General features: G+C 63.9%; 23 protein-coding genes. 8 read left to right on the forward strand and 15 right to left on the reverse strand.

Features of this window, described 5'->3' with window-relative positions:
* Window positions 1–237 precede the first annotated feature (237 nt).
* The 3 genes from IB275_RS03660 to IB275_RS03670 all read left to right on the forward strand — a co-directional run bounded on the left by IB275_RS03660 (window position 238) and on the right by IB275_RS03670 (window position 4,449).
* On the forward strand, window positions 238–741 hold the full coding sequence (locus IB275_RS03660; RefSeq protein ID WP_192290497.1) for a fimbrial protein: 504 nt from the start codon (window positions 238–240) through the stop codon (window positions 739–741).
* Between the two features lie 93 nt (window positions 742–834).
* Window positions 835–1,584 (forward strand): fimbrial biogenesis chaperone, encoded by a 750-nt coding sequence (locus tag IB275_RS03665; protein WP_192290495.1) that lies wholly within the window; start codon window positions 835–837, stop codon window positions 1,582–1,584.
* Window positions 1,585–1,857: 273 nt separating this feature from the next.
* On the forward strand, window positions 1,858–4,449 hold the full coding sequence (locus tag IB275_RS03670) for a fimbria/pilus outer membrane usher protein (protein WP_225607852.1): 2,592 nt from the start codon (window positions 1,858–1,860) through the stop codon (window positions 4,447–4,449).
* Window positions 4,450–5,498: 1,049 nt separating this feature from the next.
* Here the strand turns inward: IB275_RS03670 and IB275_RS03675 are convergent.
* The 3 genes from IB275_RS03675 to arfA all read right to left on the reverse strand — a co-directional run bounded on the left by IB275_RS03675 (window position 5,499) and on the right by arfA (window position 7,506).
* The gene (locus IB275_RS03675) at window positions 5,499–6,761 is read right to left on the reverse strand and encodes a lytic murein transglycosylase (RefSeq protein WP_192290491.1); all 1,263 of its coding nucleotides are present in this window, start codon (window positions 6,759–6,761) and stop codon (window positions 5,499–5,501) included.
* Between the two features lie 219 nt (window positions 6,762–6,980).
* A complete protein-coding gene (locus IB275_RS03680; protein WP_192290489.1) occupies window positions 6,981–7,280 on the reverse strand; it encodes a hypothetical protein in 300 nt (99 codons plus the stop codon).
* A 73-nt stretch (window positions 7,281–7,353) separates the two neighbouring features.
* A complete protein-coding gene (arfA, locus tag IB275_RS03685) occupies window positions 7,354–7,506 on the reverse strand; it encodes an alternative ribosome rescue factor ArfA (RefSeq protein WP_192290487.1) in 153 nt (50 codons plus the stop codon).
* A 178-nt stretch (window positions 7,507–7,684) separates the two neighbouring features.
* On the opposite strand from arfA, the gene IB275_RS03690 reads away from it, so the two are divergent.
* Complete coding sequence (locus IB275_RS03690; protein WP_192290486.1) at window positions 7,685–8,035, forward strand: YciI family protein; 351 nt, start codon at window positions 7,685–7,687, stop codon at window positions 8,033–8,035.
* A gap of 97 nt (window positions 8,036–8,132) precedes the next feature.
* Here IB275_RS03690 and holA read toward each other — a convergent pair whose 3' ends face one another.
* The 3 genes from holA to leuS form a co-directional block, all read right to left on the reverse strand.
* Complete coding sequence (gene holA / locus IB275_RS03695) at window positions 8,133–9,170, reverse strand: DNA polymerase III subunit delta (RefSeq protein WP_192290484.1); 1,038 nt, start codon at window positions 9,168–9,170, stop codon at window positions 8,133–8,135.
* A 36-nt stretch (window positions 9,171–9,206) separates the two neighbouring features.
* Entirely contained in the window at window positions 9,207–9,821 is a 615-nt protein-coding gene (locus tag IB275_RS03700) for an LPS-assembly lipoprotein LptE (RefSeq protein WP_192290482.1), read from the reverse strand.
* Between the two features lie 80 nt (window positions 9,822–9,901).
* On the reverse strand, window positions 9,902–12,523 hold the full coding sequence (gene leuS / locus IB275_RS03705; RefSeq protein ID WP_192290480.1) for a leucine--tRNA ligase: 2,622 nt from the start codon (window positions 12,521–12,523) through the stop codon (window positions 9,902–9,904).
* A gap of 236 nt (window positions 12,524–12,759) precedes the next feature.
* Here leuS and IB275_RS03710 point away from each other — a divergent pair, with 236 nt between their 5' ends.
* Both IB275_RS03710 and IB275_RS03715 read left to right on the forward strand, forming a co-directional pair.
* Window positions 12,760–13,191, forward strand: coding sequence for a hypothetical protein (locus tag IB275_RS03710; RefSeq protein WP_192290478.1), 432 nt, complete (start codon window positions 12,760–12,762; stop codon window positions 13,189–13,191).
* Between the two features lie 46 nt (window positions 13,192–13,237).
* Complete coding sequence (locus tag IB275_RS03715) at window positions 13,238–13,999, forward strand: YdcF family protein (RefSeq protein WP_192290476.1); 762 nt, start codon at window positions 13,238–13,240, stop codon at window positions 13,997–13,999.
* A gap of 48 nt (window positions 14,000–14,047) precedes the next feature.
* Here IB275_RS03715 and lnt read toward each other — a convergent pair whose 3' ends face one another.
* The 5 genes from lnt to miaB all read right to left on the reverse strand — a co-directional run bounded on the left by lnt (window position 14,048) and on the right by miaB (window position 19,584).
* Window positions 14,048–15,580: an apolipoprotein N-acyltransferase gene (lnt, locus tag IB275_RS03720; protein WP_192290474.1), complete on the reverse strand. Its 1,533-nt coding sequence runs from the start codon at window positions 15,578–15,580 to the stop codon at window positions 14,048–14,050.
* Between the two features lie 224 nt (window positions 15,581–15,804).
* Window positions 15,805–16,644 carry a CorC family transporter gene (locus tag IB275_RS03725; RefSeq protein ID WP_015475436.1) on the reverse strand — a complete coding sequence of 280 codons (840 nt, stop codon included), beginning with the start codon at window positions 16,642–16,644 and terminating at the stop codon, window positions 15,805–15,807.
* Between the two features lie 21 nt (window positions 16,645–16,665).
* Window positions 16,666–17,127, reverse strand: a complete 462-nt coding sequence (gene ybeY, locus IB275_RS03730; RefSeq protein WP_192290472.1) for an rRNA maturation RNase YbeY — start codon at window positions 17,125–17,127, stop codon at window positions 16,666–16,668.
* Complete coding sequence (locus IB275_RS03735) at window positions 17,120–18,121, reverse strand: PhoH family protein (protein WP_192290470.1); 1,002 nt, start codon at window positions 18,119–18,121, stop codon at window positions 17,120–17,122. Before IB275_RS03735 ends, ybeY begins: the two co-directional genes overlap by 8 nt.
* A 125-nt stretch (window positions 18,122–18,246) precedes the next feature.
* Window positions 18,247–19,584, reverse strand: coding sequence for a tRNA (N6-isopentenyl adenosine(37)-C2)-methylthiotransferase MiaB (gene miaB, locus IB275_RS03740; RefSeq protein ID WP_192290468.1), 1,338 nt, complete (start codon window positions 19,582–19,584; stop codon window positions 18,247–18,249).
* A 136-nt stretch (window positions 19,585–19,720) separates the two neighbouring features.
* On the opposite strand from miaB, the gene IB275_RS03745 reads away from it, so the two are divergent.
* The gene (locus IB275_RS03745; protein ID WP_138216935.1) at window positions 19,721–20,053 is read left to right on the forward strand and encodes a DUF1820 family protein; all 333 of its coding nucleotides are present in this window, start codon (window positions 19,721–19,723) and stop codon (window positions 20,051–20,053) included.
* Between the two features lie 142 nt (window positions 20,054–20,195).
* Here the strand turns inward: IB275_RS03745 and IB275_RS03750 are convergent, their stop codons facing one another.
* From IB275_RS03750 to IB275_RS03765, 4 genes are all read right to left on the reverse strand, one after another.
* Window positions 20,196–20,738: a tetratricopeptide repeat protein gene (locus IB275_RS03750; RefSeq protein WP_017521798.1), complete on the reverse strand. Its 543-nt coding sequence runs from the start codon at window positions 20,736–20,738 to the stop codon at window positions 20,196–20,198.
* Between the two features lie 229 nt (window positions 20,739–20,967).
* Window positions 20,968–22,254 (reverse strand): glutamate-1-semialdehyde 2,1-aminomutase, encoded by a 1,287-nt coding sequence (gene hemL / locus IB275_RS03755; RefSeq protein ID WP_192290466.1) that lies wholly within the window; start codon window positions 22,252–22,254, stop codon window positions 20,968–20,970.
* A 41-nt stretch (window positions 22,255–22,295) separates the two neighbouring features.
* Complete coding sequence (thiE, locus tag IB275_RS03760) at window positions 22,296–22,925, reverse strand: thiamine phosphate synthase (protein WP_192290464.1); 630 nt, start codon at window positions 22,923–22,925, stop codon at window positions 22,296–22,298.
* 16 nt (window positions 22,926–22,941) lie between these two features.
* Entirely contained in the window at window positions 22,942–23,739 is a 798-nt protein-coding gene (locus IB275_RS03765) for a hydroxymethylpyrimidine/phosphomethylpyrimidine kinase (RefSeq protein ID WP_192290462.1), read from the reverse strand.
* A 208-nt stretch (window positions 23,740–23,947) separates the two neighbouring features.
* On the opposite strand from IB275_RS03765, the gene IB275_RS03770 reads away from it, so the two are divergent.
* A complete protein-coding gene (locus tag IB275_RS03770) occupies window positions 23,948–26,338 on the forward strand; it encodes a hybrid sensor histidine kinase/response regulator (RefSeq protein WP_192290460.1) in 2,391 nt (796 codons plus the stop codon).
* The last annotated feature ends 16 nt before the right edge of the window (window positions 26,339–26,354 follow it).

Genomic DNA, 26,354 nt, shown 5'->3' on the forward strand with positions numbered 1-26,354 from the left:
TTCGCTCACCCCGTCATCCTGGTTCCTGATGTGTAGGAATTCCCCTTTTTCATTCGGACTATTCCCGGCGGTATTAGCGTCTCGACTGACAGCCGAAACGTTGTGTCATCAGCAGAATTCACAGGGTCGCTCGCCATTGTTCCTGGCGGCGCGCAATGCCATGGGGAGCACCAATGTGGCCCGAATCGATTGGGAACGAGGCCCCCGGCATCCCGACCACACTGCTGAGTGAACAACATGAAAAAGCTGCTCGTAGTTGCAATTCTCTCCTCCGCTTCCGTTGGCGCCTTCGCCTATGACGCACAGGTCAACTTCAACGGCGAGGTGCTGGACCAGACTTGTGAAGTAAACGGCAAGCAAGGCTCCGCCGTCGTCGACGTGACCCTGCCGACCGTCAACAAGAGCGCCCTCGCCGGCGCCAATAGCTGGGCAGGCAATACCCCGTTCACCTTCAGCCTGACCAACTGCCCGGTCAGCGCCACCACTGCCAAGTGGGAAATCACCGGTCGGGTCGACAGCGCTGGCACTCTGTTGAATACCGTCACCGGTACCAACGCCACCGTTCGTCTGCTCGACCCGACTGGCACCGCCATCAACATCAACACCGACGCCGGTTACAAGTTCACTCCGGCCGCCGATGGCAGCGCCACCCTGAAGTACATGGCGCAGTACTACTCCCAGGCTGGCTCCGCCACCGCTGGCAAGCTGCAGACCGTCGGTTACTGGACCCTGACCTACTAATCGGTCTGCGTCGATCTCGACGCTCGCGGTTGGCAATACCCGGGGGAGGCGTTCCATCTCGGGCCTCCTCCGGTCTTCTAAGGTGATCGTGCAATGGCAAGTCTGACTTCAAAATCCTTCTGGTTCGCCGGTTGCCTGAGCGTGGCGACCTTCTGGTGCGGCCTGGCTCAGGCAGGCATCGTGATCCAGGGCTCCCGTGTCGTCTATCCCGCCAAAGATCGGGAGGTCTCCATCAAGATGACCAATATTGGCGAACAGCCCTCCCTGGTGCAGGCCTGGGTCGACAGGGGCAACGAGAAACTTACCGCCGATAAGGCCGATGGCCCGTTCCTGATCACGCCCCCCATCACTCGTGTCGAGGCCAAGAAGGGGCAGACTCTGCGTCTGGTCTACACCGGCGATGATGCTGCTTCCAAAAAGCAGGAGACCGTATTCTGGCTGAACGTGCTGGACGTTCCTCCCATGCCAAAGGATCAGGAGTCCAACTTCCTGCAGGTTGCCGTGCGTTCGCGAATGAAGATCTTCTATCGCCCTGACGGTCTGGAGGGCAACCCGAACCAGGCTGCGGAAAGCCTGACCTGGTCGGTCGTCCAGGCCGGTAGTGGTTACGTGATCCGCGCTCGCAATAGCACGGCATTCCACGTCTCCCTTGCCAGCGTTCAGCTTGTCGCCGACGGCAGGAGTTACGACGTGCGCAAGGACGACGTGAAGATGCTCGCACCGGGCAGCAGCATGGACTTCCCTTTGCCGAGCCTCACGGGTCACCCGGGTGCAGGCGCCAAGGTTGATTACCAGTGGGTGACGGACTACGGCGCATTGAGCCAGTACGAGAGCGCCCTCTGATAGCTGCTACCTGAGCATGGCCGGATTGAGTCCGGCCAGTTGCATTCAACCTCACTAGGTTCCGCCGCCTGGCACTCCGCGCGGCGAGGATTCGTTCGTCCTGAGAATGGCGGACCACTGGAGAAAACCATGGATCTGAAGCAAGGCACATACTTCCAGCAGTTCAGGCGATCATCGCTGGCTGCCGCCGTCGCAGAGCATGCAGCCTCACCGGTGGCCGTTGGCTGCAGACTGGTAGTGAGCGCCTTGCTGATGCTAGGGAGTGGCGCTGTTATGGCTGCAGAGCCTGCCAATAAGGGAGCATCCTCAGGCACTCGCCATGATTCCCCTTCCTTCGCCGCGTTCAACCCCAACTTCTTCGACAATGGCGGTAGCACCCCCAGCGTGGATGTCTCGCGATTCGAGAATGGCACGCCGGTGGAGCCGGGCACCTACCGGCTGGACGTCTACGTCAATGATTCCTGGATCGGTCGTATGCCGATAACTGCCGTAGCCAATGGCAGCGGCAAGGATGCGACCTCTCGATATTGCGTCAAGGCGGCGCAACTCCCTGAGCTGGGCGTCGCTGTCAGCAAGTTGCCCGTGGAGAACCAGAAGCTCGTCACCGGTGACTGCGTCGACTTCGCCGCTGCCGTTCCGGACGGCAAGATCGACGTCGACCTCTCCGAACTGACGGCCCGTGTGTCCATTCCGCAGCTCTACGTTGGCCGTCAGGTCCGCGGCTACGTTGACCCGTCGCAATGGGACGGCGGAGTCGCCGCCGGTTTCCTCAACTACGACACCAACCTGTATCGCACCGACAGTCAGGGCTCCGACTCCACCCAAGCCTATGCCGGCATCAACGCTGGCATGAACCTGGCGGATTGGCGCCTGCGTTACAACGGTACCTATAACCATGGCAAGACCGATGGCAGCCCGACGCAGAGCAGCTACCAGCCCATCAGTACCTATGCCCAGCGCGATGTCACCAGCCTGAAGTCCCAGTTCACCGCGGGCCAGTACTACACTCCCAGTGACCTGTTCGACTCCGTGCCTTTCACCGGCGTCCAACTGGGCAGCGACGACCGGATGCTGCCGGACTCCCAACGCGGATTCGCGCCGGATATTCGCGGTGTAGCGGAAACCAATGCGCGGGTACGGATCAAGCAAGGTGAGAGCGTCATCTACGAAACCACCGTGGCGCCAGGCCCATTTGAGATCAACGACCTGTTCAACACCGGCTACGCCGGAGACCTGACAGTAGAGGTCACCGAAGCTGACGGCCGTGTGAAGTCATTCCTGGTGCCCTATGCCTCCGTCGGACAACTGGTCCGTCCGGGCGTGTCCCGCTACAGCGCGACAGCGGGCCAGTACCACGACAAGACCCTCGATCGCGAACCCAACTTTGGCCAGGGCACCTACCAGTACGGCCTCAACAATTTCATGACGGCTTACACCGGCGGCATCGTTGCCAACTCCTACCAGGCCGCCCAGGGAGGCCTCGCCTTCAGTACCGCGCTGGGGGCATTGGCGGCGGACGTCACCCAGTCGCGCGCCACCGACCTGCCGACCGATCGCTATGGCATCAAGTCCGACATGAGTGGCCAGAGTTACCGGCTGACCTACAGCAAGTTGCTGGAGGCCACCTCCACCAACATGACCATTGCCGCCTACCGCTTCAACAGTGAAAACTACCTGAGCCTGCAGGATTACGCCCAGGTGTGGGGCCGCCTCAGCGAGAAGTACGAGTTCGACCGCCAGCGCAACCGCTACCAATTGACGCTCAACCAACCGGTCGGCGAGCGCAGCTCCTTGTACGTCAGCGGATCCAAGCAGAACTATTGGAACCGCAGCGACACCGACACCAGTTTCCAGGCTGGCTACAGCACCGGTTTCAACTGGGGAACCGTCAACCTGAGTGCGTCGCGAACCAGCATTGGCAGCTCGGTCAACAACGGCAGAAGCGACTGGAATGACAACCTGAGCCGCAGCGACTACCAGAACACCTACATGCTCAGCGTCAACATCCCGATCGGCACGGACAGTGACAACCCTCTGTCGCTGACGACCAACCTCAACGTCACCGACAGCAAGAACAACAATGTGCAGACCACTCTCAGTGGTACCACGGGCGAACAGCGCCAGCTCAGCTATTCCGTGTATGGCTCTGGCAACAAGGTCGATAGCGATCGCAAGTACAACGGCGGTGGCAGCGTCACCTACAACTCGCCCTACGCCGTCTACAACGCCAACGCCAGTGGTGGCGACGGCTACAAGCAGGCAGGTGTGGGCGCGCGCGGCGCGATCGTCGTGCACCCTGGCGGTGTCAACTTCAGCCAGAACCAGGGGGAGACCCTGGCCGTTCTCGAAGCCAAGGGCGCCGAAGGTGCGGCCATCAACTCCAACGTCGGCGCCAAGGTGGCTGGCAACGGCTATGCCGTCGTGGGGGGGCTGACCCCCTACCGTCAGAACGACATCGAGACCGACCCCAAGGGCACCTCCGAGGATGTCGAACTGCAGGTCACTTCCCAAAGTGTGGCGCCGCGCTTCGGCTCCATCGTCATGCTCAAGTACCCGACAGTGACCGGTGCGCCTGTGCTGATGACAGTGAAGCGCGACGACGGCGAAGTCATCCCTCTTGGTGCCGAAGTACTGGATGCCAAAGGTAACAGCCTGTCCATGGTGGGGCAGGGCGGCCGTGTTTTCTTGCGGGGCCTGGCCTCCACGGGAGAACTGATGGTCAAGTGGGGCGAGGGCTCCGGCCAGCGCTGTCAGATCAACTATCAACTGCCGGCTGGTGCTAAGAAGGACGCCCCTTTTATGAAGACGGATGCGACCTGCCGGACTGTGTTGGGTAAATCTGCATTGGCTCAGAACCAACTTTAATGAAGCAGGCACCCGAAAAGACAGTATTCAAATCAGTGGTTTTCTCTTTGTGAAAGCCGCTCCAGAATATGTTCGAGTCCTCTTGGACTTGGCTGTAGCCTGCCGGCTCTCTCTCGGTAAAATCTTAGGTCGCATGCTGCCGCTGCCGCTGCCGCTGCCGCTGCTGGTTACTAGTGGGGAGTCTTTTGCTTATTGTTCCGGAAATGTAGTGGCAAGCCCAATTGCCCCGGCAGTCGTGTTCATCAGCAAAACCACTCCTGTCGGCCAGGTTTCGCGATCGCCACGCTGACAGTTAATTGCGCCGGCGCTGGAGTAGTCAATGATTTCCGGGCAATGAACTACACCCCTCAATCGCCTCTGCAGGATGGGTAGAAGATTTCGAATAGCTACGGGATAAGTCTGCAAGGTTTGGGGTGCCGCATGTACTTGCCTGACGGACTGATAATCAGGCCCACCAGCTATGGGAGGAGTGCTGGGGATAACTACGGTCAGAATGCTCAACACACCAAGGCAGCAGCCAGTTCGACCGCAGTCTATACCTACAAGCTTGATTTGGTGCGCACTAACATCTCACTGGCCCCTGGAGTCTTCCAGGAGAGTCTCGTGCGCTTCGGATATCAGGACGGAAACTTGGGGGTGTATACCGGGCGGCACATTTGGGCAGTGCACCTGGAAATTTGGCAGTCAGATAACTAGTCCCGTTCATTTTCAGTTTATAGCGCCGACTTGCACAGTTTCCTTAGGAGCTGCGAAATAGACTGTCCTTCTGGATAGATCCGCCCTGGTGGATTTCCCCAGTGTAGGTTCAACAGCCAAGGAAACCGGGTTTCATATTCAGTTGCAGGAGTGCGTGATCCAGACGGTTGTTTTCGTGCGGATGAACGGTACGTCGACTGTTGGTTCTGTGTTGGCAAGTCCTGGTAGTGCGAAAGGAGTAAGTATTCAATTGCTAAAAGATGGAGCGCTTCTAAGTGTTGTTAGTCTCTTGAGTCTTGGGCGTCGGGCACGGCAAGGACCAAGGCGCCTTCGGGCGCCTTTTCCTGCCTTAGTCAATTCGTGTTGCGCAATTGCCGTAGCAGTGCCGGGGTAGGGTAGCCGTCGGCAGGTTGCTCGATGGACTGCTGGAAGGCACGGATCGCCTTGCGCGTATTAGCGCCGATGATGCCGTCCGCTGTACCGGGTGCCAGGCCGCGGTCGGCCAGGGTCTGTTGCAGCTCGATGCGCTCACTGCGGCTCAGTGGGGCGTCTTCCACCGGCCAGCGCCCTGCCAACTGGCCGCCACCTTTGAAACTGTCGGCCAACAGGCCTACTGCGAGGGCGTAGGAGGTGGAGTTGTTGTACTTGAGGATGGCGCGGAAGTTGTCTGTCACCAGGAACCCAGGGCCGCGATAGCCTGCCGGCAGCACCAGTGAGACGCTGGCCTGCGGGTCCGAAGGCAGGGTGCCACTGGCAGGCCGCACGCCCAGACGTAGCCATTCGGCCATGGGCTTTTGAATGCTCATCTCCGCCAGGGCGTAGTCGAAGCCCTGTGGCAGGCGTACTTCGAAGCCCCAGGTCTGCCCTCGCTGCCAGCCGGAAGTCTTCAGGTAGTTGGCGGTGGAGGCCAGGGCGTCGGAGGATGAGCCCCAGATGTCGCGCCGCCCGTCGCCGTCGAAGTCTACGGCGTACTGGTTGTAGGTGGTCGGGATGAACTGGGTCTGGCCCATGGCGCCGGCCCAGGAGCCGATCATGTTGCCGGGCGGCACGTCGCCGTGCTGGAGGATCTGCAGCGCGGCGATCAACTGGTCGCGGCCGAAGTCCGGGCGCCGGCCTTCATAGGCCAGGGTGGCCAGGGAGCGGATGACGTTCTTGCTGCCCATCTGCTGGCCGAAATTACTCTCCATGCCCCAGATGGCCACGACGGTTTCGCGGTCCACGTCGTAGGTGCTGTCAATGCGTTGCAGCACCTCGTTGTTCTGCTGCAGACGGTCTTGGCCGTTGCGCACTCGCGCGGGGGAGACAGCGCTTTCCAGATACTGCCAGACGGGGCGGCTGAACTCGGGCTGGCTGCGGTCGGCGGTGACGACGGAGTCGTCCGGCTCAATACCTTCGAACGCGGTGTCGAAGGTCTGCGCACGGATGCCGGCGGCCAGCGCCTGCGTGCGGAAGCCATCGCGCCACTGGGCGAAGCTCTGCGTGGGTTGTATGTGTGCAGCGGCGGCGCCCTTGGGCGGCGGCTCGGTACAGGAGGTCAGCAGACCGAAGCTGGCCAGGGACAGGGCGGCGACGAGCAGGCAGCGTTGGCCGACAACAGGTGAAACAGGCTTGCGCATTGCTCTCCTCGGGAACTGGCAGGGGAGGGGCCACCTTAACATGGCCGCTGTGACGCGTCTGCGTTGTGCAGATGCGGCGGGTGTGCAAATTCGATGACGCGGCTGCGGGAAAATTCCCCCGGGACGGAAACATCTGCTGGGCGGTGAAACAGAATATCCATGCAGGAGCGCCCCATGGGCGCGATCGCGGGCGTAGCTCGCTCCTGCAGGACTGGCGCGCTACTGCTTGGGCGTGTTGCCGGTTTCCTGATCAACCTTCGGCGCGCTCTGGTTCAGTTCCTTCAGCATGTCGTCATAGGCGGCGCAGTCGTCCGGGCGCTGTTCGCTGGAGCGAGACTTCTTCATTTCCGCGAGTTTTTCATTGAGCTTCTGTGCGCGCTGGGGATCGCTGCGGGTGACTTCGGTGACCTTGGCGGCGACTTGCTTGCCCTTGGCTTCGGCTTCCTGGTCGGAGCAGAACGCATGGGCGGACAGGCTGAAGGGAAGGGCGAGGATGGCGAGGATCAGCGGGGCTTTCATTGTGAGGACCTCCAGGGCTTGGCTGTCCGGTTGAAAGCTAAAGGGCGGGGGTGGTTCAGGTTTTCTGAAGATTTCAGGCCGCCAGAAGCGAAGAAGCCTCCCAATTTCGGGAGGCTTCGCGGCGGTAGCTGCCTTTGCCTTTGAGCGGCTGTTCCTGGCGGCTGCGGAACAGGGGCTGTGCGACCACAGACTTGGCCTTGTTTGGCCGTTTGGATTTCTTCGCCATCTGACTTTCCTCGTTGAGGCCGGCGCCGTTGCCGGCGCGCGCATCTTCCGCCTATCTGGCACGCTTGTCCATGCCGCTGGTCCACCGGCAGGCGGGCCACGGCAAGCGCGCGGCGTTCGGGGCTACGCTGGGACGACGGACCTTTCTGATAAAACGGACAAGAACGAGGACAAGGGCGATGAAGTTTCTCTGCATGATCTACTTCGACGAGCGCAAGGCGGCCGAGCTGCCGGAGGCTGAGCTGTGTGGCATCGTTGACGACTGCATGACCTACAGCGAACAGCTGCGGCGCAGCGGGAATTACCTTGCGGCCAACGCGCTGCTGCCGACGCCAACGGGGCGCACATTGCGTGGGCAGGGGGAAAAGCTAGTCGTTACCGACGGGCCGTTTGCCGAGACGCGGGAGCAGTTGGGCGGCTTCTACCTGATCGAGGCGCAGAGCATGGCGGAGGCTGAGCGCATCGCCGCGAAGATTCCACCGGGGCGGCTGGGCTGTGTGGAGGTACGCCAGGTACGGGAGTGGGAGTGAGACAGCGCTCATCGCTCCTGCAGGTGATCTGTATGGATTGTTGTAGGAGCGTCCGATGGGCGCTAGCGCGGGCGTGGCCGGCACGTAACGGCTGAGGTCAGGCCGAAGGCAGGCCGATGCGCTGCCCTGCGACCAGCAGGGCGAGGCGGGCGAGGCTGTTCCAGACGTTGCCGGGTGCCTGCCCCTTGATCTGCGCATCGATCAGCTGGGCGTCCTGCAGCATCTGGTTCCAGCGCTGCGCGGTATGCCGCTGCAGAGCCTTGCTCATCAGCGGGCGGCGCTTGTCCCAGATGGGCGGGCGACACTGGCTGAAGGCCTTGTCCAGCGGTATACCCTGGCTGAACTGCTGAGCGAGGCTGGCGAGCACGCGGACTTCCCGGGCCAGGGCCCAGAGGATCACCGGTGGCTCGACGCCTTCGCCGCGCAGGCCCTCAAGCATTCGCAGGCAGTGGGCGGCTTCGCCGTTGAGGGCTGCATCGATCAGACCGAAGACGTCAAAACGCGCGCTGTCGGCCACGGCGGCCTGCACGGTATCGGCGTCGATCTGCTGGCCGTCGGCAAGCAGCTTGAGCTTTTCGATTTCCTGGGCGGCAGCCAGCAGGTTGCCTTCGACGCGCGCGGCAATCAGGTCAACGGCTTCCTGGCTGGCGGCGAGGCCGGCCTGGGACAGGCGCTGGCGAATCCACTGCGGCAGCTGGTGTACGTCGATAGGCCAGATCTGGATGAACTGGGCGGCATTGCCGTCGATCAGGGCCTTGGCCCATTTGGTCTTCTGCGTGCTGCCGTCGAGCTTGGGCAGGCTGACCAGCAGGACGGTGTCTTCCGGCGGGCGCTGCAGGTACTCCTGGAGGATCGCCGCGCCCTTGTCGCCGGGCTTGCCGGAGGGCAGGCGCAGTTCGATCAGGCGCTTTTCGGCGAACAGCGAGAGGCTGGCGCCGGCTTCGAGCAACTGGCCCCAGTCGAAGTTGGCTTCGGCGTTGAATACCTGGCGTTCGCCAAAATCGCGCTGGCGGCAGGCGGTGCGGATGGCGTCGCAGGCTTCCTGACAGAGCAACGGTTCGTCGCCGCTGACGACGTAGACGGGCGCGAGATTGCCTTGCAGGTGTTTGGCGAGTTGTCCGGGATTGAGCTTCATAATGAGAAAGGGGCCGGTTGGCCGGCCCCTTGTCGCTTACTGCGCTTTCGGGAATTCGATCGGCGATTGCTGCGGCTGAGACTTGGCAGCCTCGTCCGCGGCCTTCATCGCGTCCGCTTCGGCCTTGGCCTTGGCTTCTGCCTTGGCCTGCAGGTCGTCGAGCTGGGCCGGGGTGATCATCTGCAGGCGGGTAACCATCTGCTGGACCAGGTCGCGGCGCATTTCGGCACGAATCTGCTGGGCTTCCTGGTCGGAACCGATCAGGTTGTTCTCGTCCTGCACGTAGACCTTGCGGACCTGAACCTGGTTGGCGAGCAGCAGCAGGTTGTCGGTGCCACGAATCTCGTAGCTCAGGGTGTTGGTCAGTTCGTTTTCTGCGCTGCGCGCCGAACTGGTGTAGCTGACGCTACGCTGGGTCACGTCTTCGCGGGCGAGGATCAGGTGGTACGGCGCACGCGAGACGACTTTCACGCCGCTGCCTTCAAGCACCTGCTTGAGCTGCGTGACGGTGTCGCCATAGGCGTTGCGCGCGCTCACGTCGATTTCCTTGAGCGCAAAGTTCGTATCGCCCAGGCCACGCAGTTGGAAACCGCAGGCGCTCAGCACGCTGGCCAGGCCGATCAGCGCGAGGCTGGTCAGGATACGTTTCATCAAGCTTCCCTCACTCCTGTTGATCCGGTATGCCCGTGGCGAAGGTGCCATGGGCGAATGGGTCTTTTCCAGCGTTGCTTTTAGTTGGCGACGATATTGACCAGCTTGCCGGGCACCACGATGACCTTGCGGATGGTCAGGCCGTCGGTGAAGCGCAGCACGTTCTCGTTGGCGCGGGCGGCCGCTTCGACGTCCTCGCGGCTGGCGCTGGCGGGCATTTCGATGTGGCCGCGCAGCTTGCCGTTTACCTGTACCACCAGTTGCAGGCTGTCCTGCACCAGAGCGGCTTCGTCGACCTGCGGCCAGTTGGCGTCAATCACGGCGCCGTCCTTGCCCAGCTCCTGCCAGACCACATGGCAGATGTGCGGGGTGATCGGGGCGAGCAACAGGGTGACAGTTTCCAGGCCTTCCTGCAGCAGGGCGCGGTCGGCGGCGGAGTCGGTCGGGGCCTTCTCCAGCACGTTCATCAAGGTCATCACGGCGGCGATGGCGGTGTTGAATTTGTGGTGCTGGCCCACGTCCTGGCTGGCCTGGCGGATGGCCAGGTGGATGGCGCGGTGAATGGCCTTCTGTGCGTCGTCCAGCGCGGATTTGTCCACGGCGCCGGCAGGGCCTGCGTTGACGTGGGCCTGGGCCAGACGCCAGACGCGGCGCAGGAAGCGGTTGGCGCCTTCGATGCCGGAGTCGGACCATTCGCAGCTCATGTCCGGCGGCGAGGCGAACATCATGAACAGGCGGCAGGTGTCGGCGCCGTAGGCATCGATCATGGCCTGCGGATCCACGCCGTTGTTCTTGGACTTGGACATCTTCTCGGTGCCGCCGATTTCCACCGGCAGTCCGTCGGTTTTCAGGCGAGCGCCGATGACCTTGGCCTTGGCATCACGTTCGACTTCCACGTCCGCCGGGTTGAACCATTCCTTGCCACCGTTGGCGGCGACGCGGTAGTAGGTCTCGGCGACCACCATGCCCTGGGTCAGCAGGTTCTTGAACGGTTCGTCGGAGTCGATCAGGCCTTCGTCGCGCATCAGCTTGTGGAAGAAGCGCGCGTAGAGCAGGTGGAGGATGGCGTGCTCGATGCCGCCGATGTACTGGTCGACCGGCAGCCAGTAGTTGGCGGCCTTCTTGTCCAGCATGCCTTCTTCGAACTGCGGACAGGCGTAGCGGGCGAAGTACCAGGAGGACTCGACGAAGGTGTCCATGGTGTCGGTTTCGCGCTTGGCCGGCTGGCCGCATTTCGGGCAGCTGCACTCGTAGAACGACGGCAGTTTGGCCAGCGGCGAACCGGCGCCGTCCGGCACCACGTCTTCGGGCAGGACCACCGGCAGCTGGTCGGCCGGGACCGGCACGTCGCCACAGGTGTCGCAATGGATGATGGGGATCGGGCAACCCCAGTAGCGCTGGCGGCTGATGCCCCAGTCACGCAGGCGGAACTGGGTGCGCTGCTGGCCGAGGCTCTTGGCGGCGAGATCGGCGCCAATGGCGTCGAACGCGGCCTGGTAGCCGAGGCCATCGTACTTACCGGAGTTGACGGTGATGACGCTCTCATCCTTCAGGCCGTACCACTCTTTCCAGAGGGTCGATTCGAAGTCGTTGTCGGCATCGACCTGGGCGATCACTTGCTGGATCGGCAGGGTGTATTTGTTGGCGAACTCGAAATCACGCTCGTCGTGACCCGGCACGGCCATCACGGCGCCTTCGCCGTAGGTCATCAGGACGTAGTTGGCGATCCACACCGGCAGCTTGTCGCCAGTCAGCGGGTGCTCGACGAACAGGGAAGTGGCGACGCCTTTCTTCTCCTGGGTGGCGATGTCGGCTTCGGCGACGCCGCCGCGCTTGCACTCGTCGATGAACGCCTGCAGCGACGGATCGCGCTCGGCGGCCAGAGTGGCCAGCGGGTGCTCGGCGGCCACGGCGACGTAGGTGGCGCCCATCAGAGTGTCCGGACGGGTGGTGAAGACCTTCAGCTGGCCCGGTTCGCCGATGGAAGCCTGGTCATAGGGGAAGGCGATCTCCATGCCGCGGGACTTGCCGATCCAGTTGCGCTGCATGGTCTTGACCTGTTCTGGCCAGCCCGGCAGGTCGTCGAGGCTGGACAGCAGCTCTTCGGCGTACGCGGTGATCTTGAAGTAGTACATCGGGATTTCGCGCTTCTCGATCAGCGCGCCCGAACGCCAGCCACGGCCGTCGATGACCTGCTCGTTGGCCAGTACGGTCTGGTCCGCCGGGTCCCAGTTCACGGTACCGTTCTTGCGGTAGATCACGCCCTTCTCGAACAGGCGGGTGAACAGCCACTGTTCCCAGCGGTAGTAGTCCGGCTTGCAGGTGGTGACTTCGCGGGACCAGTCGATCGCCAGGCCCAGGCTGTTGAGCTGGGACTTCATATAGGCGATGTTGTCGTAGGTCCAGGCCGCCGGGGCGACGTTGTTCTTCATCGCGGCGTTTTCCGCCGGCATGCCGAATGCGTCCCAGCCCATCGGCTGCAGGACGTTCTTGCCCTGCATGCGGTGGTAGCGGCTGATCACGTCACCGATGGTGTAGTTGCGCACGTGCCCCATGTGTAGCTTGCCGCTCGGATACGGGAACATCGACAGGCAGTAGAACTTCTCCTTGCCGGCGACTTCGTCGACGCGGAAAGAGTTGTGTTCGTTCCAGAAGTTCTGGGCCTGGGATTCGATCTCGAGAGGCTGATATTGCTCGTGCATGGCGCGATTTGAACCTGTACGGAAAAGAATTGTGCAGCCAGGAAGGTCGAGTGGCCCTTTCGCTGAACCGACCCCTGAGAAGACCCGGGCCGGGCGGCTACAGAAAGCCTCGTAGCATACATGACCCCCACTCGAGCCGGTAGCCCGCGCCGTTTGTCGCACGCTCGGTGTTGCACGGGGTGTGCCGCTAAGCTTTGCCTGAGGGCGGGAGGTTTCCGCCTGTCTTGAGGTGACTGATGGCTGAGCTGCATCGCGCAAGTGCTTCGGGTTCCGGTCTGTATGAACGGTTGTTGCAACGGCTCGCGCTGGCCCTGGATGAGGCCGACACCGCTGAGCGACTACGTGACGAATGCCCCGTGGAACTGGAGTTGCGCGGTTTGAGCAGTGCCGAGATGGAGTTGATCAGGGCTTATCTGGACCAGGATGTGAACTGGCTGCGTGGCTGGCATGCCGCGGCGGAGGAGCTCGCCATGCTGGAGCGTGCCCCGGCTCGGGTGTCGCGCCATGTGCGCCAACCCACACCGCCCAGCCGTCCCCGCCTGGTGACGCGCCCGCAGCAGCTGCAATGCGCGCTGTGCGGTTCGCCGGTGGCCTGGAGCCGCAATCAGGGCGTGCTGCCCTGCACTTCCTGTGGCTCGCAGTTGTTCCGCAACGCGAAGGCACGCTGACATTTCCCCGATCCGTTAGGCTTGGCGCCTCGACAAGGAGTCGCCAATGCCTATCCGCTTCATCCTCAAACAGATTTTCATGCCGCCGGGATTGCTGCTGCTGTTGCTCTTCCTGGGCTTCGTGCTGCGCCGGCGCTATCCGCGCTTGTCGGTGTTCTGCTTCTTTTCCGGTTTCCTCGGTCTGCTGGTGATGAGCCTGCCGGTGACGGTGGAGTGGGGCGCACGCCAGCTGGAGCAGCAGGATGCGCTGAAACAGACCGAGTGGGCGGGGCTGGCGCAGCGCGCCGACGCCATCGTGGTGCTCGGGGCTGGTCGGGTGCGCGGGGATAGCGCATGGGATGACGACCAGCCTGGCCTGATGGCCCGCGAGCGTATTCGCTATGCCGCACGCCTGGCCAAGGCCAGCGGCCTGCCAGTGCTGACGTCCGGCGGCCTGCACTACGGCACGCCGCCTTCCGAAGCGCAAATCATGGCGCGGAGCCTGCTGGACGATTACGGCGTGCCGGTGCGCTGGGAAGAGGGACGCAGCCGTACGACCTGGGAGAACGCCCGGTTCAGCGCTGACATGTTGCGCGAGGCCGGCGTCAAACGGGTGGTGCTGGTCACCAGTGCCATCCACATGCCGCGCTCGATCTGGAGCTTCGAGAAAGCAGGGCTGGAAGTGCTGCCGGCACCCTCGGGCTATATCGGCACGGACGACGTGGTGCCCATGGGCGGCTGGCTGCCGGAAGGGCGGGCGATCTGGCAGAGCGGGCAGTTGCTCAACGAGGCGATCGGGCTGGTTGGCTATCGGTTGTTCTACCGCTAGCCTCCGCCAAAAAAAAGGGCCTCGCAGTGAGGCCCTTTTTCGTTGGAATCAGCCGAACAGTCGGCGTTCTTCCGGGTGCGTACGGCGGCGTACCAGCGCCCACACCAGCAGCACGGCGCTGAGGATCGCCAGCGGCCAGACGCGCCACTGCAGATACGGCGTCAGGCCCTGCATCGGGACCACTTCGCCACGCAGCACGCCTTGCTGGAACTGCGGAATCTGCACCGCCAGCTTGCCGAACGGGTCGATCAGCGCGGTGACGCCGTTGTTGGTGCCGCGCACCATCCAGCGCCCGGCTTCCAGGGCGCGCATCTGCGCCATCTGCAGGTGCTGCAGCGGGCCGATGGAGGTGCCGAACCAGGCATCGTTGCTGATGGTCAACAGCAACTGGCTCTGCGCTGCGAGTTCGGCGGCGAATTCCGGGTAGACCACTTCGTAGCAGATGTACGGCGCCACGGAGTAGCCCTTGGCCTTGAGCAGCGGCTGATCGGCCGGGCCGCGGGCGAAGTCGGACATGGGCAGGTCGAAGAAGCTGATCAGGCCGCGCAGCAGGTCCTGCAGCGGGACGTATTCACCGAAGGGCACCAGCTTCTGCTTGAGGTAGTTGCCGCTGCCTTCGCCGACCACGGTGATGCCGTTGTAGTAGCGAATGCCTTCGGTGGTCTTCTCGCGTACCGGTACGCCGGTGATGAGCGCGGTTTTCTTGGCGGCGGCGACGCCGTTGATCATCTCCAGATAGCCGGTGGCCTGGTCCTTGAGCACCGGCACGGCGGTTTCCGGCCAGACGATCAGGTCGACGTCGTTCTGCTCGGCGGTCAGGTCGCGGTACAGCTCCAACTGGTGGGTGATGGCCTTCGGGTCCCACTTCATTTCCTGGGCGATGTTGCCCTGCAACGCGGCGACCTTCAGCGGTGCGCCGGCCGGGGTGGTCCAGGCGTGACCCTTGTAGCCCAGGCCCACGGCCCAGGGAGCGATCAGCAGGACCAGGCCGGTGACCAGGCGCGCCGGGCGTCGGGTCAGGGCCGGAATGTTGATGATCAGTGCGCCGGTCAGGGCTATGCCGAAGGACACCAGCCAGACGCCGCCCAGCGGGGCGAGGCCGGCCAGCGGGCCTTCCAGCTGGCTGTAGCCGGCGTAGAGCCAGGGGAAGCCGGTGAGGAACCAGCTGCGGAACAGCTCCAGCACCACCCACAGCGCAGCGAAGGCCAGTGCGTCGCTGACCGGCGCATTGTTGCGACGGAAGAACTTCGCCCAGACCCACGCAGGCAGGGCAAAGAAGAATGCGACGCCGGCACTGAAGCCGCCGACCAGGAAGCCGGCCAGTGGCCCGGACGCACCACCGAAGTTGTGGATGCTGAAGTAGATCCAGCTGGTGCCGGCGATGAAGGCGCCGAAGCCGTACCACCAGCCGCGCCAGAGCGCCGAACCCGCGGTGGTACCGCGCAGGCCGAGATAGAACAGGGCCAGCGAGAGCACTGCCAGCGGCCAGTAGCCGAACGGGGCCAGGGTCAGCGGCGTGAGCGCGCCGGCGGCCAGGGCGAGCAGGTGGCCTGGCAGGCCGGGGCGGGTGATCCAGCGCATCGGAAATCCTTGTTGCGGTTAAGCGATGCGCAAGAGTAATGGAGAGACGAACGGTAGGCTATGGGGATGAAAGCCAAAAGCCATGAGCTGACTGCGGCGGGATGTTGCAGGACGCGGAGGGTTTTTCTGTAGGAATTCAGCGAGGGGTGTTTCGCGCGCTCCTGTAGGAGCGGACTTTGTCCGCGATCGCGGGCATGGCCCGCTCCTACAGGGTGCGTGGTGGCTCAGTCCTGCAGCGGGGTGAGGCGCAGCAGGTGCAGCCGACGGCTGTCCGCGTTCAGCACGCGGAAGCGGAAGCCGCCCAGTTCGGTGGTTTCGTTGCGCTTGGGCAGGTGCCCGAAGGCGCTCATCACCACGCCGCCGACGGTGTCGAATTCCTCGTCGGAGAATTCCGCGCCGAAGAAATCGTTGAAGGCTTCCACCGGGGTCAGCGCCTTGACGATGAAGTCGCCACTGGGCAGCGGCTTGATGTAGCTGTCTTCCTCGACGTCGTGCTCGTCCTCGATGTCGCCGACGATCTGCTCCAGCACGTCCTCGATGGTCACCAGCCCCGCCACGCCGCCGTATTCGTCGATGACGATGGCCATGTGGTTGCGGTTGGCGCGGAACTCGCGCAGCAGCACGTTCAGGCGCTTGGACTCGGGCACGAAGGTGGCCGGGCGCAGCAGGTCCTTGATGTTGAAGGCGTGGTTCTGGTCGTGAAGGATCAGCGGCAGCAGGTCCTTGGCCAGCAGGACGCCCATGATGTCGTCCAGGCTCTCGCCGATCACCGGGTAGCGCGAGTGCGCCGCTTCGATGATGGCCGGGAGGAAGTCGGCAGGTTTCTGCGTCGACTTGATGGAGATCATCTGCGAGCGCGGGATCATGATGTCGCGGACCTGGAGGTCCGCCACCTGGATCGCGCCTTCGACGATCGACAACGCTTCGCTGTCCAGCAGCTTGTTGTCGTGGGCTTCGCGCAGCAGCTCAAGCAGCTCCTGGCGGTTTCTCGGCTCATGGGCAAAAGCCTGGGTGATCTTGTCCAACCACGACTTGTGCCCATTGCTCGATCGGTCTTCGCTCATCTTTTCCTTGCTCGGTGGCTTTTATTCTTCATCGGCCGCGTATGGGTCCGGGTGACCCAGTTCAGCCAGCAATTCGCGTTCCAGGCCTTCCATTTCCTCGGCTTCTTCATCTTCGATGTGATCGTAGCCGAGCAGGTGGAGGCAGCCATGGATGACGAGGTGGGCCCAGTGGGCCTCGGCGGACTTGCCCTGTTCGGCGGCCTCGCGAGTGACCACGGGGGCGCAGATCACCAGGTCGCCGAGCAGCGGGATGTCCAGCAGCTCGTCGGGAACGTCGGCGGGGAAGGACAGTACGTTTGTGGCGTAGTCCTTGTGTCGCCAGGTCTTGTTCAGTTCGCGCCCTTCGGTTTCGTCCACCAGGCGGATGGTGAGTTCCGAATCATTCTGGCGTTGGCGCAGGGCCAGTTCGCACCAGTGGCGGAACTGCGCTTCGCTCGGCAGGCCGGTCGCTTCGGAGGCGACCTGCAGGTCCAGTTCAAGCATGCTTGTTGCCCTGGCCTTCTACGCCGGTCAGGCGATTCTCGTAGGCGTCGTAGGCATCGACGATGCGCTGCACCAACGGGTGACGCACGACGTCCTTGGACTTGAAGTGGGTGAAGCTGATGCCGGGGACGTCGCGCAGCACTTCCATCACGTGCTTCAGGCCCGAGCGCGTGCCTTTGGGCAGGTCGACCTGGGTAACGTCGCCAGTGATCACCGCGGTGGAGCCGAAGCCGATCCGGGTGAGGAACATCTTCATCTGTTCCATCGTGGTGTTCTGGCTTTCGTCGAGGATGATGAAGCTGTTGCTCAGCGTGCGGCCGCGCATATAGGCCAGCGGCGCGACTTCGATCACCTGGCGTTCGATCAGCTTGGCCACGGTCTCGAAGCCGAGCATCTCGTACAGTGCGTCATACAGCGGGCGCAGGTACGGGTCGATCTTCTGCGACAGGTCGCCGGGCAGGAAACCGAGCTTCTCGCCGGCTTCGACCGCCGGGCGCACCAGCAGGATGCGGCGAATCTGCTCGCGCTCCAGGGCGTCCACGGCGCAGGCCACGGCGAGGTAAGTCTTGCCGGTGCCGGCCGGGCCGATGCCGAAGTTGATGTCGTGGTCGAGGATGGCCTTCACGTAGCGCTGCTGGTTCGCACCGCGCGGGCGGATGTGCGCCTGACGGGTCTTGAGCGTGACCAGCGGGGCGACGGGCTCGACGGAGAGCTCTTCCAGGCCGGACTCCTGCAGGAACAGGTGGACCATGTCAGGCGTCAGCTCGGTACCGTTCTGCACTTCGCGGTAGAGGCGCTGCAGGAGGTTTTCGGCCGCTTGGGTGCGCTCGGGGTCACCGACCAGTTCGAACTGGTTGCCGCGGTTGCGGATCTCGATGCCGAGGCGCTTCTCGATCTGGTGCAGGTGTTCGTCGAACTGACCGCACAGGTTGGCGAAGCTGCGGGCCTCGAAGGGCTCGAGCAGGAAACGATGGATATCCAGGGGGGCGTTCAAGGTGTTGTCTAAGTCGCCGTGCTTCAAAGGGAGATGGTCGAAGAATAACCCCGCGCGACCGAGTACGAAAGTTCAGTCGCCAAGGGGGTAGTCAACGGTCGGTTGCCAGTGACGTGCTTCTACTGTCAGTGGCGTGCTTCCACCAGGGTCGCGCGCAAGGAGTTTGGCAGCGCCTCGTAGATTTCCACGTCGACGAACTGGCCGATCAGGCGCGGATTGTCGCAGCGGAAGTTGACCACGCGGTTGTTCTCGGTGCGGCCCTGCAATTGGCCGGGGTCGCGCTTGGCGTAATCGGTGACGAGGATGCGCTGGATGGTGCCGACCATCCGTCGGCTGATCTCGAAGCCCTGCTGGTTGAGGCGGCTGTTGAGCGTCAGCAGGCGCTGCTTCTTCACCTCGTCCGGAGTGTCGTCGGCCAGGTCGGCGGCCGGGGTGCCTGGGCGCGAGCTGTAGATGAAGGAGAAGGAGTAGTCGAAACCGACGTCCTCCACCAGCTTCAGGGTCTGCTCGAAGTCTTTCTCGGTCTCGCCGGGGAATCCGATGATGAAGTCCGAGCTGATGCAGATGTCCGGCACCGCCGCCTTCAGCTTGCGGATGCGCGACTTGAATTCCAGCGCGGTGTGGTTGCGCTTCATCGCCGCGAGGATGCGGTCGGAGCCGGCCTGTACCGGCAGGTGGACGAACTTCACCAGTTGCGGCACTTCGGCGTGGGCGGCGATCAGCGAGTCGGAGAATTCCAGCGGGTGCGAGGTGGTGTAGCGGATGCGCTCGATGCCATCGATCTCGGCGACCACGCGGATCAGTTCGGCAAAGTCGGCGATGCGCCCGTCGTGGGTCGGGCCCCGGTAGCCGTTGACGTTCTGGCCCAGCAGGGTGACTTCCTTCACGCCGTTCTCGGCCAGGTGGATCACCTCGGCCAGCACGTCGTCGAACGGGCGGCTGACTTCCTCGCCGCGGGTGTAGGGCACCACGCAGAAGGTGCAGTACTTGCTGCAGCCTTCCATCACCGAGACGAAGGCGGTAGGGCCGTCGACGCGTGGCTCGGGCAGGCGGTCGAACTTCTCGATTTCCGGGAAGGACACGTCCACCTGCGGTTTGCGGGTGGTGCGGGCGGCGTCGATCATTTCAGGCAGGCGGTGCAAAGTCTGCGGACCGAACACCACGTCGACGTACGGCGCGCGCTCGCGGATGGCCGCGCCTTCCTGGCTGGCCACACAGCCGCCGACGCCGATCACCAGGTCGGGGTTCTGCTGCTTGAGGGTGCGCCAGGCGCCCAGCTCGGAGAACACCTTCTCCTGGGCCTTCTCGCGGATCGAGCAGGTATTGAGCAGGATGACGTCGGCTTCTTCGGCCTTTTCGGTGATTTCCAGGGCCTGGTGTTCACCCAGCAGGTCGGCCATGCGCGAGCTGTCGTACTCGTTCATCTGGCAACCGTGGGTCTGGATGAAAAGCTTCTTGGCCATGGAACCTGTCTTGTTCTGGTTAAAAAATGACCGCGCATTATAAGCCCCGGTGCGGGCATCTGCCAGCGGCGGGCTTGAGGGGTGGCTGTCTGTGCTATGCTGCGTGCCCTTTTTGCAAAGCTGTCATCCTTCGTTCATGAGCAAGCGCGAGAACCCGATCTACAAGGTGGTCTTCCTCAACCAGGGCCAGGTGTACGAGATGTACGCCAAGCAGATCTACCAGAGCGATCTGTGGGGTTTCCTGGAGATTGAGGAGTTCGTCTTCGGCGAGCGCACCCAGGTGGTGGTGGACCCCAGCGAGGAGAAGCTCAAGGCGCAGTTCGACGGCGTCATCCGCAGCTTCGTGCCGTTGCACTCGATCATCCGCATCGACGAAGTGGAGCGCCTGGGCACCGCGAAGATCAGTGAGGCCAAGCCCAGCGGCAATGTGATGCCGTTCCCCATGCCGATGCCCGGCAAGGACAACTGACGCTCGGCTCTTCATGCAGGAGCGAGCTTGCTCGCGAGTCACCCGGCAGTAGGGCGAATAACCTGGAACAGGTTATCCGCCGGGTCATTGCGGCGGATAACGCTGGCGCGTTGTGCGTCCTACGAGAGCAAGTCAGTGTGAATCAGGGCAGTGGCGAGAACGGCGAATTGCCGGCGGTCTGCAGTTCGATCAGGTAGTTGCGGAAGATCTGTCCAAGCACCTTGGTGGCGATGTCCAATTCGTCCTTGTTCATCTGCTCGGCGACCAGGTCGGCGCTGTCCATGGCGTCTTCGGCGCCGTTGACCGCGGCCATCTTCAGCACGATGTAGGCCTGCACGTTGTTGGCCTTCACGCCTTCGCCACGGAAGAACATGGTGCCCAGGCGCAGCTGTGCGTCGGCGTGGCCTTGCAGCGAGGCTTTCTCGTACCAGTGCAGGGCGGCCTGGAAGTCGCGCGGCGCGCGCTCGCCGGTGTAGAAAAACTCCCCCAGTTCGAACTGCGCCTGTGCGTCGCCGGCGTTGGCGGCTTGCTGGCAGCTGGCTAGTGCCTGTTGCAGCTGTTCGGGCACGGTGTTCAGGGTGCAGCGTCCGGTTGCTGGAATCAGCAGCGAGTTGCCGCCCGCCTGAGTGAACAGGGGCAGTGCGAGCAACAGGCAGCCCAGCAGGGTGCGACCGGAACGGTACATGGGGAGAAACGGCCTCCAGGATCGGGGCGGGTAAAACCCGGCCAGCGAAATGCGCCAGCCTTCACATTATGAAATAAGCAGGCGCTTCCTTACAAAGTCTTTACCTTCTTTTCTGTTTTTTTGCTGGAAACGACTGTGATGGCGGGGTGAGTGTAACGCCGGGATAAAGCGCTGAAAGCATCGGGACAGAGCGGAAGGCGCCCGGACGGGCGCCTTCGCGTGGGGCGGCTTACTTGAGTGCGGCGAAAGCGCGCTCGGCGGCGTCCAGGGTCAGTTTCAGCTCGGTTTCGCCGTGGGTGATGGAGGTGAAGCCGGCCTCGAAGGCGCTCGGAGCCAGGTAGATGCCCGAATCCAGCATCAGGTGGAAGAAGCGCTTGAAGCGTTCCGCATCGCTGGTCATCACGTCGTCGAAGGTGACGATGTCATCGGCGCCGGTGAAGTACAGGCCGAACATCGCGGCACCCGCCTGGGTGGTCACGAAGGGAATGCCGGCGGCGTCGGCGCGCTCCTGCAGGCCTTGCAGCATGCGGGTGGTGTAGGTGGTCAGCTCGTCGTGGAAGCCGGGGCGGCTGATCAGGCGCAGGGTGGTCAGGCCGGCGGCCATGGCCAGCGGGTTACCCGACAGGGTGCCGGCCTGGTAGACCGGGCCGAGCGGGGAAATCTGCTCCATGATCTGACGCTTGCCGCCGAAGGCGCCCACCGGCATGCCGCCGCCGATGATCTTGCCGAAGGTCGACAGGTCCGGGGTAATGCCGTAGTGCGCCTGGGCACCACCCAGGGCCACGCGGAAGCCGGTCATCACTTCGTCGAAGATCAGTACCACGCCATGCTGGTCGCACAGGCTGCGCAGGCCTTCGAGGAAGCCTGGGGCCGGCGGCACACAGTTCATGTTGCCGGCGACCGGCTCGACGATGATGCAGGCCACGTCCTTGCCAACTTCGGCCAGGGTCTTCTCGACGGCGGCGATGTCGTTGTAGGGCAGGGTCAGGGTGTGCTTGGCGAAGGCCGCCGGCACGCCGGGGGAGTTCGGCACGCCGAAGGTCAGGGCGCCGGAACCGGCTTTCACCAGCAGGCTGTCGGAGTGGCCGTGGTAGCAGCCCTCGAACTTGATGATGCTGTCGCGGCCGGTGTAGCCGCGGGCCAGGCGGATGGCGCTCATGGTGGCTTCGGTGCCGGAGCTGACCATGCGCACCAGGTCCATGGACGGCACCAGGGAGCAGACCAGGTCGGCCATTTCCACTTCCAGCGCGGTCGGCGCGCCGTAGGACAGGCCGTGGTCGAGCTGCTTGCGCACGGCGTCGAGGACGTCCGGATGGCTGTGGCCGAGGATCATCGGGCCCCAGGAGCCGACGTAGTCGACGTAGCGCTTGTCATCCTCGTCCACCACGTAGGCGCCTTCCGCGTGCTTGAAGAACAGCGGGGTGCCGCCGACGCTCTTGAACGCGCGCACCGGCGAGTTCACGCCACCGGGGATGTGTTTCTGGGCATTGGCGAAAAGCGTTTCGGAACGGGACATGGTGTACCTCGCGAAGCTGTGAAGGGCTGGGCGCGTGGCGCTCAGCGGGTTTCGAAGAGTTGGCTGAAGGCGCGGGCGCGCTGTTCGACTTCGGCCAGGGTGTCGGCGGCGAACAGGGCGTGGATCACGGCGATCATGTCGGCGCCGCGGGCGATCAGCTCGGGCGCGTTGTCCAGGGTTACGCCGCCAATGGCCACCAGCGGCACGTTGAAGCGGGCCTTGGCCTGCTCCAGCAGTTCGACGCTGGCGGCGGACGCGCCGGGTTTGGTCTGGGAGGCGAAGAAGCGGCCGAAGGCGACGTAGCTGGCGCCCTCGGCAATGGCCTTCTCGGCCATCTCGAGGCTGGCGTGGCAGGTGCCGCCGATGACCGCGTCGCGGCCGAGCAGGGCGCGGGCGGCGGCCAGCGAGCCGTCGGTCTGCCCCAGGTGCACGCTGACGCCCAGGCGCGCGGCCAGTTCGGCGTCATCGTTGATCAGCAGCGTGGCACCGTAGCGCGCGCAGAGGTCGCGCAGGGCCTCGGCTTCGCGCAGGCGGCGCGAGGCGTCGTCGGACTTGTCGCGGTACTGCAGCAGTCTGGCGCCGCCCTTCAGGGCGGCTTCGACATAGGGCAGCAGGCGGCCGCCGTCGAGCAGCTGGCTGTCGGTGATGGCGTAGAGTCCGCGCAGTTTCATCAAGGCCTCGATCAGATCAGTTGCAGAAGTCCAGTGGCAGGCGGCGCGGCACGTATTGGCCGTGGCCAGGCGCTTCCGCGTCGCGCAGAGTGCGCCAGGTGTAGTCCAGGGCGCTGCGCACCGCGCTCACCAGTTCCTCGCCCAGGGCCAGGCGGCCGGCGAGGGTGCTCGCCAGGGTGCAGCCCGAGCCGTGGTAGCTGCCGGGCAGGCGCTGGCAGGTGAAGGTGTGGCGCTGGCCGTCGCGGGTGTACAGGCGATTGTGCACCTCGGACTCGTCGCCATGGCCGCCGGTGATCAGCAGGGTCTGGATATAAGGCAGCAGCTTGTCGGCGCACTCGTCCGCGGTGCCCTCGGGCAGTTCGGCGAGGATGCGCGCTTCGGGCAGGTTCGGGGTAGCCACTGCGGCAATCGGCAGCAGGCGTTCACGCATGGCGTAGCCCACGTCGTCCTTGCCCAGCGAGCCGCCGCCACCGGCGCGCAGCACCGGGTCGCAGACCAGCGGGATGCCCGGCAGGGACTGCATGACCTCCACGACCGTGTCGACCATCTGCACCGAGCCGAGCATGCCCAGCTTGACCGCAGCCACCGGCAGATCGGCGATCACGGCGTTGGCCTGGGCCAGCACCCACTCGCGGTCGAGCACGCGGAAGTCGGAAACGTTGACGGTATCCTGAACGGTCAGCGCGGTGACGGTCGGCGCCGCGTGGCAGCCTTGGGCGATCAGGGCTTCGATATCAGCCTGCAGGCCGGCACCGCCACTGGGGTCGTGGCCGGACAGGCAGAGCACTACGGGACGGGAGGCAGGTGTTTTCATGGCGCGGGAGCTTATCACCAAATCGCCACGCTGAGCTGACCGAACGGTCCAATGCGCATCGCCCGGCCGCGCCCTGCCCGAATGGTCGAATGCCACGGGCCACAAGGCCTGTGCTAGAGTTCGCCGATTCCAACACAACGCCTCCACGGCGCGCCAATGCAGGGGATGGGGATCTCCGGCGCAGCTGTCGGCGGCACTGCGGGGCACCATGCGGCACTGGCTGATCTTCCTGATCCTTCTCATCCTCTCGCCAGTGGCGGGCGCCATCAGCTTCGACGAGCACGTCGGGCAACTGCCCCTGGGGCGGGCGATGGATGTCTTCGAGGACGTGCGCGGCACGGCTGATATCGCCGAGATCAGTTCGCCGGCGCTGGCCGCCAGTTTTCGCCACCATGAGCGCGACGTGCTCAATGCCGGCTACTCGCGCTCGGTGTTCTGGTTGCGTCTGGACCTGGACTACCAGCCCGAGGCCTCGCGCGACCCGGCCAACTGGCTGCTGGAGCTGGCCTACCCGCCGCTGGACAAGCTCGACCTTTACCTGCCCGACGGCCAGGGCGGCTTCAAGCTGGCCCAGCGCACCGGCGACACCCTGCCGTTCGACAGCCGGCCGATCCGCCAGAACAACTACCTGTTCGACCTCAAGCTGGAACCGGGCAAGCCGTTGCGCGTCTACCTGCGCCTGGAAAGCCAGGGCTCGATCCAGGCGCCGCTGACGCTCTGGTCATCCAAGGCCTACCTGGAAGAGCAGCCGGGGCGCATCTATGTGCTGGGCATCATCTATGGCGTGTTGCTGGTGATGCTGATCTACAACCTGTTCATCTTCCTCAGCGTCCGCGACACCAGCTATCTCTATTACATCCTTTATATAGCCTCGTTCGGCTTCTACCAGATCTCGGTCAACGGCGCCGGCATCGAGTACTTCTGGCCGAACAACCCCTGGTGGGCCAACGCCGCCACGCCTTTCCTGATCGGTTCGGCCGGCCTGTTCGGCTGCCAGTTCGCCCGCAGCTTCCTGCATACCCGCGAGCACAGTCTGTGGATCGACCGCATCCTGCGCGTGCTGATGGGGGTCGGCGCGCTGGTGATGGTGCTGGCGCTGACCGTCAGCTACGCCATCGCCCTGCGGCTGGCCACCTACCTGGCGCTGGCCTTCACCGTGGTGATCTTTACCGCCGGCATCGTCGCCTGGCTGCGTGGTATGCGCGTGGCGCGCTACTTCATTTTTGCCTGGAGTGCCTTCCTGCTCGGCGGGGTCATCAACACGCTGATGGTGCTGGGCTTGCTGCCCAATATCTTCCTGACCATGTACGCCAGCCAGATCGGTTCGGCGCTGGAGGTCGGCCTGCTGTCTCTGGCGCTGGCGGACCGCATCAACGCCATGAAGGAGGAGCGCACGCGCATCCTCCAGGAAACCAGCCGCAAGCTGGAGCAGCTGAACCTGGAACTGGCCAGCAGCAACCGCCTGAAGGACGAATTCCTCGCTACCGTCACCCATGAACTGCGCACGCCCATGAGCGGGGTGATCGGTTCGCTGGAGCTGATGCAGACGGTGCCCATGGACATCGAGTTGGCGCAGTATCACAAGACTGCCACCGGCTCGGCGCGCGACATGATGCGCATGGTCAACGACATCCTCGCGCTGATCGAGCTGCAGGCCGGCAAGCTCTATCCGCGCCGCGAGCCGTTCAGTCTGCGCGGCCTGTGCGACGGCCTGCGCGCGCAGTACGCGCCGCGTGCCGAAGAGCGCGGACTGCGCTTCGTCCTGCAGCTGGACGAGAGCCTGCCCGACACCCTTGAGGGCGATGCCGGCAAGCTGACCCAGGCGCTGGGCTACCTGATCGACAACGCCATCAAGTTCACCCACCAGGGTGGTGTCCACCTGCGGGTGGCCGGTGTGCCGAACAACGAAGGGCTGGCGCTGCGCATCGAAGTGCAGGACAGCGGCATCGGCTTTTCCACTCCGCCGGATGGCGCGCTGTACCAGCGCTTCTTCCAGCTCGACGGATCGCTGACCCGCGAGTACGGCGGCCTTGGTATTGGCCTGGCACTGACCCGCAAGCTGGTTGCGTTGCTGGGCGGTACGCTGAGCCACGAATCCAAGCCGGGGCAGGGCAGTCGCTTTGCCCTGGAGCTGCATGTCGGCCAGCCGGTGCAGGGCATCGCTCCGCCGCCGCGTCGCGCGGGCGGTCAAGTACTGCGCAGTCCCGACCAGTGCACCGTGCTGGTGGTGGAGGACAACGCCATCAACCAGCTGGTGATTCGCGGCATGCTGCTCAAGCTCGGCTACCGCGTGCGCACGGCCGACAACGGCGCCGAAGCCATCGAGCTGCTGCGCCGGGAAGCCATCGACACCGTGCTGCTGGATTGCCAGATGCCGGTGATGGACGGCTTCGCCACCTGCCGGGCGATTCGCACGCTGCCGCGTTGCGCCGACCTGCCGGTGCTGGCGATCACCGCCCACAGCCACAGCGGCGACCGCGAGCGCTGCCTGGCTGCGGGGATGAGCGACTACATGGCCAAGCCGGTGAAGTTCGAGGAGCTGCAGGCGCTGCTCCATGACTGGCTGCTGTGTCAGCCGGCGCTGCCCAGTCCGGCCTGAGTGGTGCGCCTGAAAT

This window comes from Pseudomonas sp. PDM21 (assembly GCF_014852505.2).
In the GTDB taxonomy this organism is placed as follows: domain Bacteria; phylum Pseudomonadota; class Gammaproteobacteria; order Pseudomonadales; family Pseudomonadaceae; genus Pseudomonas.

What these genes read in the sequence shown, in the direction of transcription:
- IB275_RS03675 (WP_192290491.1), bottom strand. Translation starts at nt 6,761, where the DNA reads ATGCGCAAGCCTGTTTCACCTGTTGTCGGCCAACGCTGCCTGCTCGTC.
- IB275_RS03690 (WP_192290486.1), top strand. Translation starts at nt 7,685, where the DNA reads ATGAAGTTTCTCTGCATGATCTACTTCGACGAGCGCAAGGCGGCCGAG.
- lnt (WP_192290474.1), bottom strand. Translation starts at nt 15,580, where the DNA reads ATGCGCTGGATCACCCGCCCCGGCCTGCCAGGCCACCTGCTCGCCCTG.
- arfA (WP_192290487.1), bottom strand. Translation starts at nt 7,506, where the DNA reads ATGGCGAAGAAATCCAAACGGCCAAACAAGGCCAAGTCTGTGGTCGCA.
- IB275_RS03700 (WP_192290482.1), bottom strand. Translation starts at nt 9,821, where the DNA reads ATGAAACGTATCCTGACCAGCCTCGCGCTGATCGGCCTGGCCAGCGTG.
- IB275_RS03765 (WP_192290462.1), bottom strand. Translation starts at nt 23,739, where the DNA reads ATGAAAACACCTGCCTCCCGTCCCGTAGTGCTCTGCCTGTCCGGCCAC.
- IB275_RS03745 (WP_138216935.1), top strand. Translation starts at nt 19,721, where the DNA reads ATGAGCAAGCGCGAGAACCCGATCTACAAGGTGGTCTTCCTCAACCAG.
- IB275_RS03715 (WP_192290476.1), top strand. Translation starts at nt 13,238, where the DNA reads ATGCCTATCCGCTTCATCCTCAAACAGATTTTCATGCCGCCGGGATTG.
- IB275_RS03725 (WP_015475436.1), bottom strand. Translation starts at nt 16,644, where the DNA reads ATGAGCGAAGACCGATCGAGCAATGGGCACAAGTCGTGGTTGGACAAG.
- ybeY (WP_192290472.1), bottom strand. Translation starts at nt 17,127, where the DNA reads ATGCTTGAACTGGACCTGCAGGTCGCCTCCGAAGCGACCGGCCTGCCG.
- thiE (WP_192290464.1), bottom strand. Translation starts at nt 22,925, where the DNA reads ATGAAACTGCGCGGACTCTACGCCATCACCGACAGCCAGCTGCTCGAC.
- IB275_RS03665 (WP_192290495.1), top strand. Translation starts at nt 835, where the DNA reads ATGGCAAGTCTGACTTCAAAATCCTTCTGGTTCGCCGGTTGCCTGAGC.
- hemL (WP_192290466.1), bottom strand. Translation starts at nt 22,254, where the DNA reads ATGTCCCGTTCCGAAACGCTTTTCGCCAATGCCCAGAAACACATCCCC.
- IB275_RS03750 (WP_017521798.1), bottom strand. Translation starts at nt 20,738, where the DNA reads ATGTACCGTTCCGGTCGCACCCTGCTGGGCTGCCTGTTGCTCGCACTG.
- IB275_RS03710 (WP_192290478.1), top strand. Translation starts at nt 12,760, where the DNA reads ATGGCTGAGCTGCATCGCGCAAGTGCTTCGGGTTCCGGTCTGTATGAA.
- holA (WP_192290484.1), bottom strand. Translation starts at nt 9,170, where the DNA reads ATGAAGCTCAATCCCGGACAACTCGCCAAACACCTGCAAGGCAATCTC.
- IB275_RS03770 (WP_192290460.1), top strand. Translation starts at nt 23,948, where the DNA reads ATGCGGCACTGGCTGATCTTCCTGATCCTTCTCATCCTCTCGCCAGTG.
- IB275_RS03660 (WP_192290497.1), top strand. Translation starts at nt 238, where the DNA reads ATGAAAAAGCTGCTCGTAGTTGCAATTCTCTCCTCCGCTTCCGTTGGC.
- IB275_RS03670 (WP_225607852.1), top strand. Translation starts at nt 1,858, where the DNA reads ATGGCTGCAGAGCCTGCCAATAAGGGAGCATCCTCAGGCACTCGCCAT.
- leuS (WP_192290480.1), bottom strand. Translation starts at nt 12,523, where the DNA reads ATGCACGAGCAATATCAGCCTCTCGAGATCGAATCCCAGGCCCAGAAC.
- miaB (WP_192290468.1), bottom strand. Translation starts at nt 19,584, where the DNA reads ATGGCCAAGAAGCTTTTCATCCAGACCCACGGTTGCCAGATGAACGAG.
- IB275_RS03680 (WP_192290489.1), bottom strand. Translation starts at nt 7,280, where the DNA reads ATGAAAGCCCCGCTGATCCTCGCCATCCTCGCCCTTCCCTTCAGCCTG.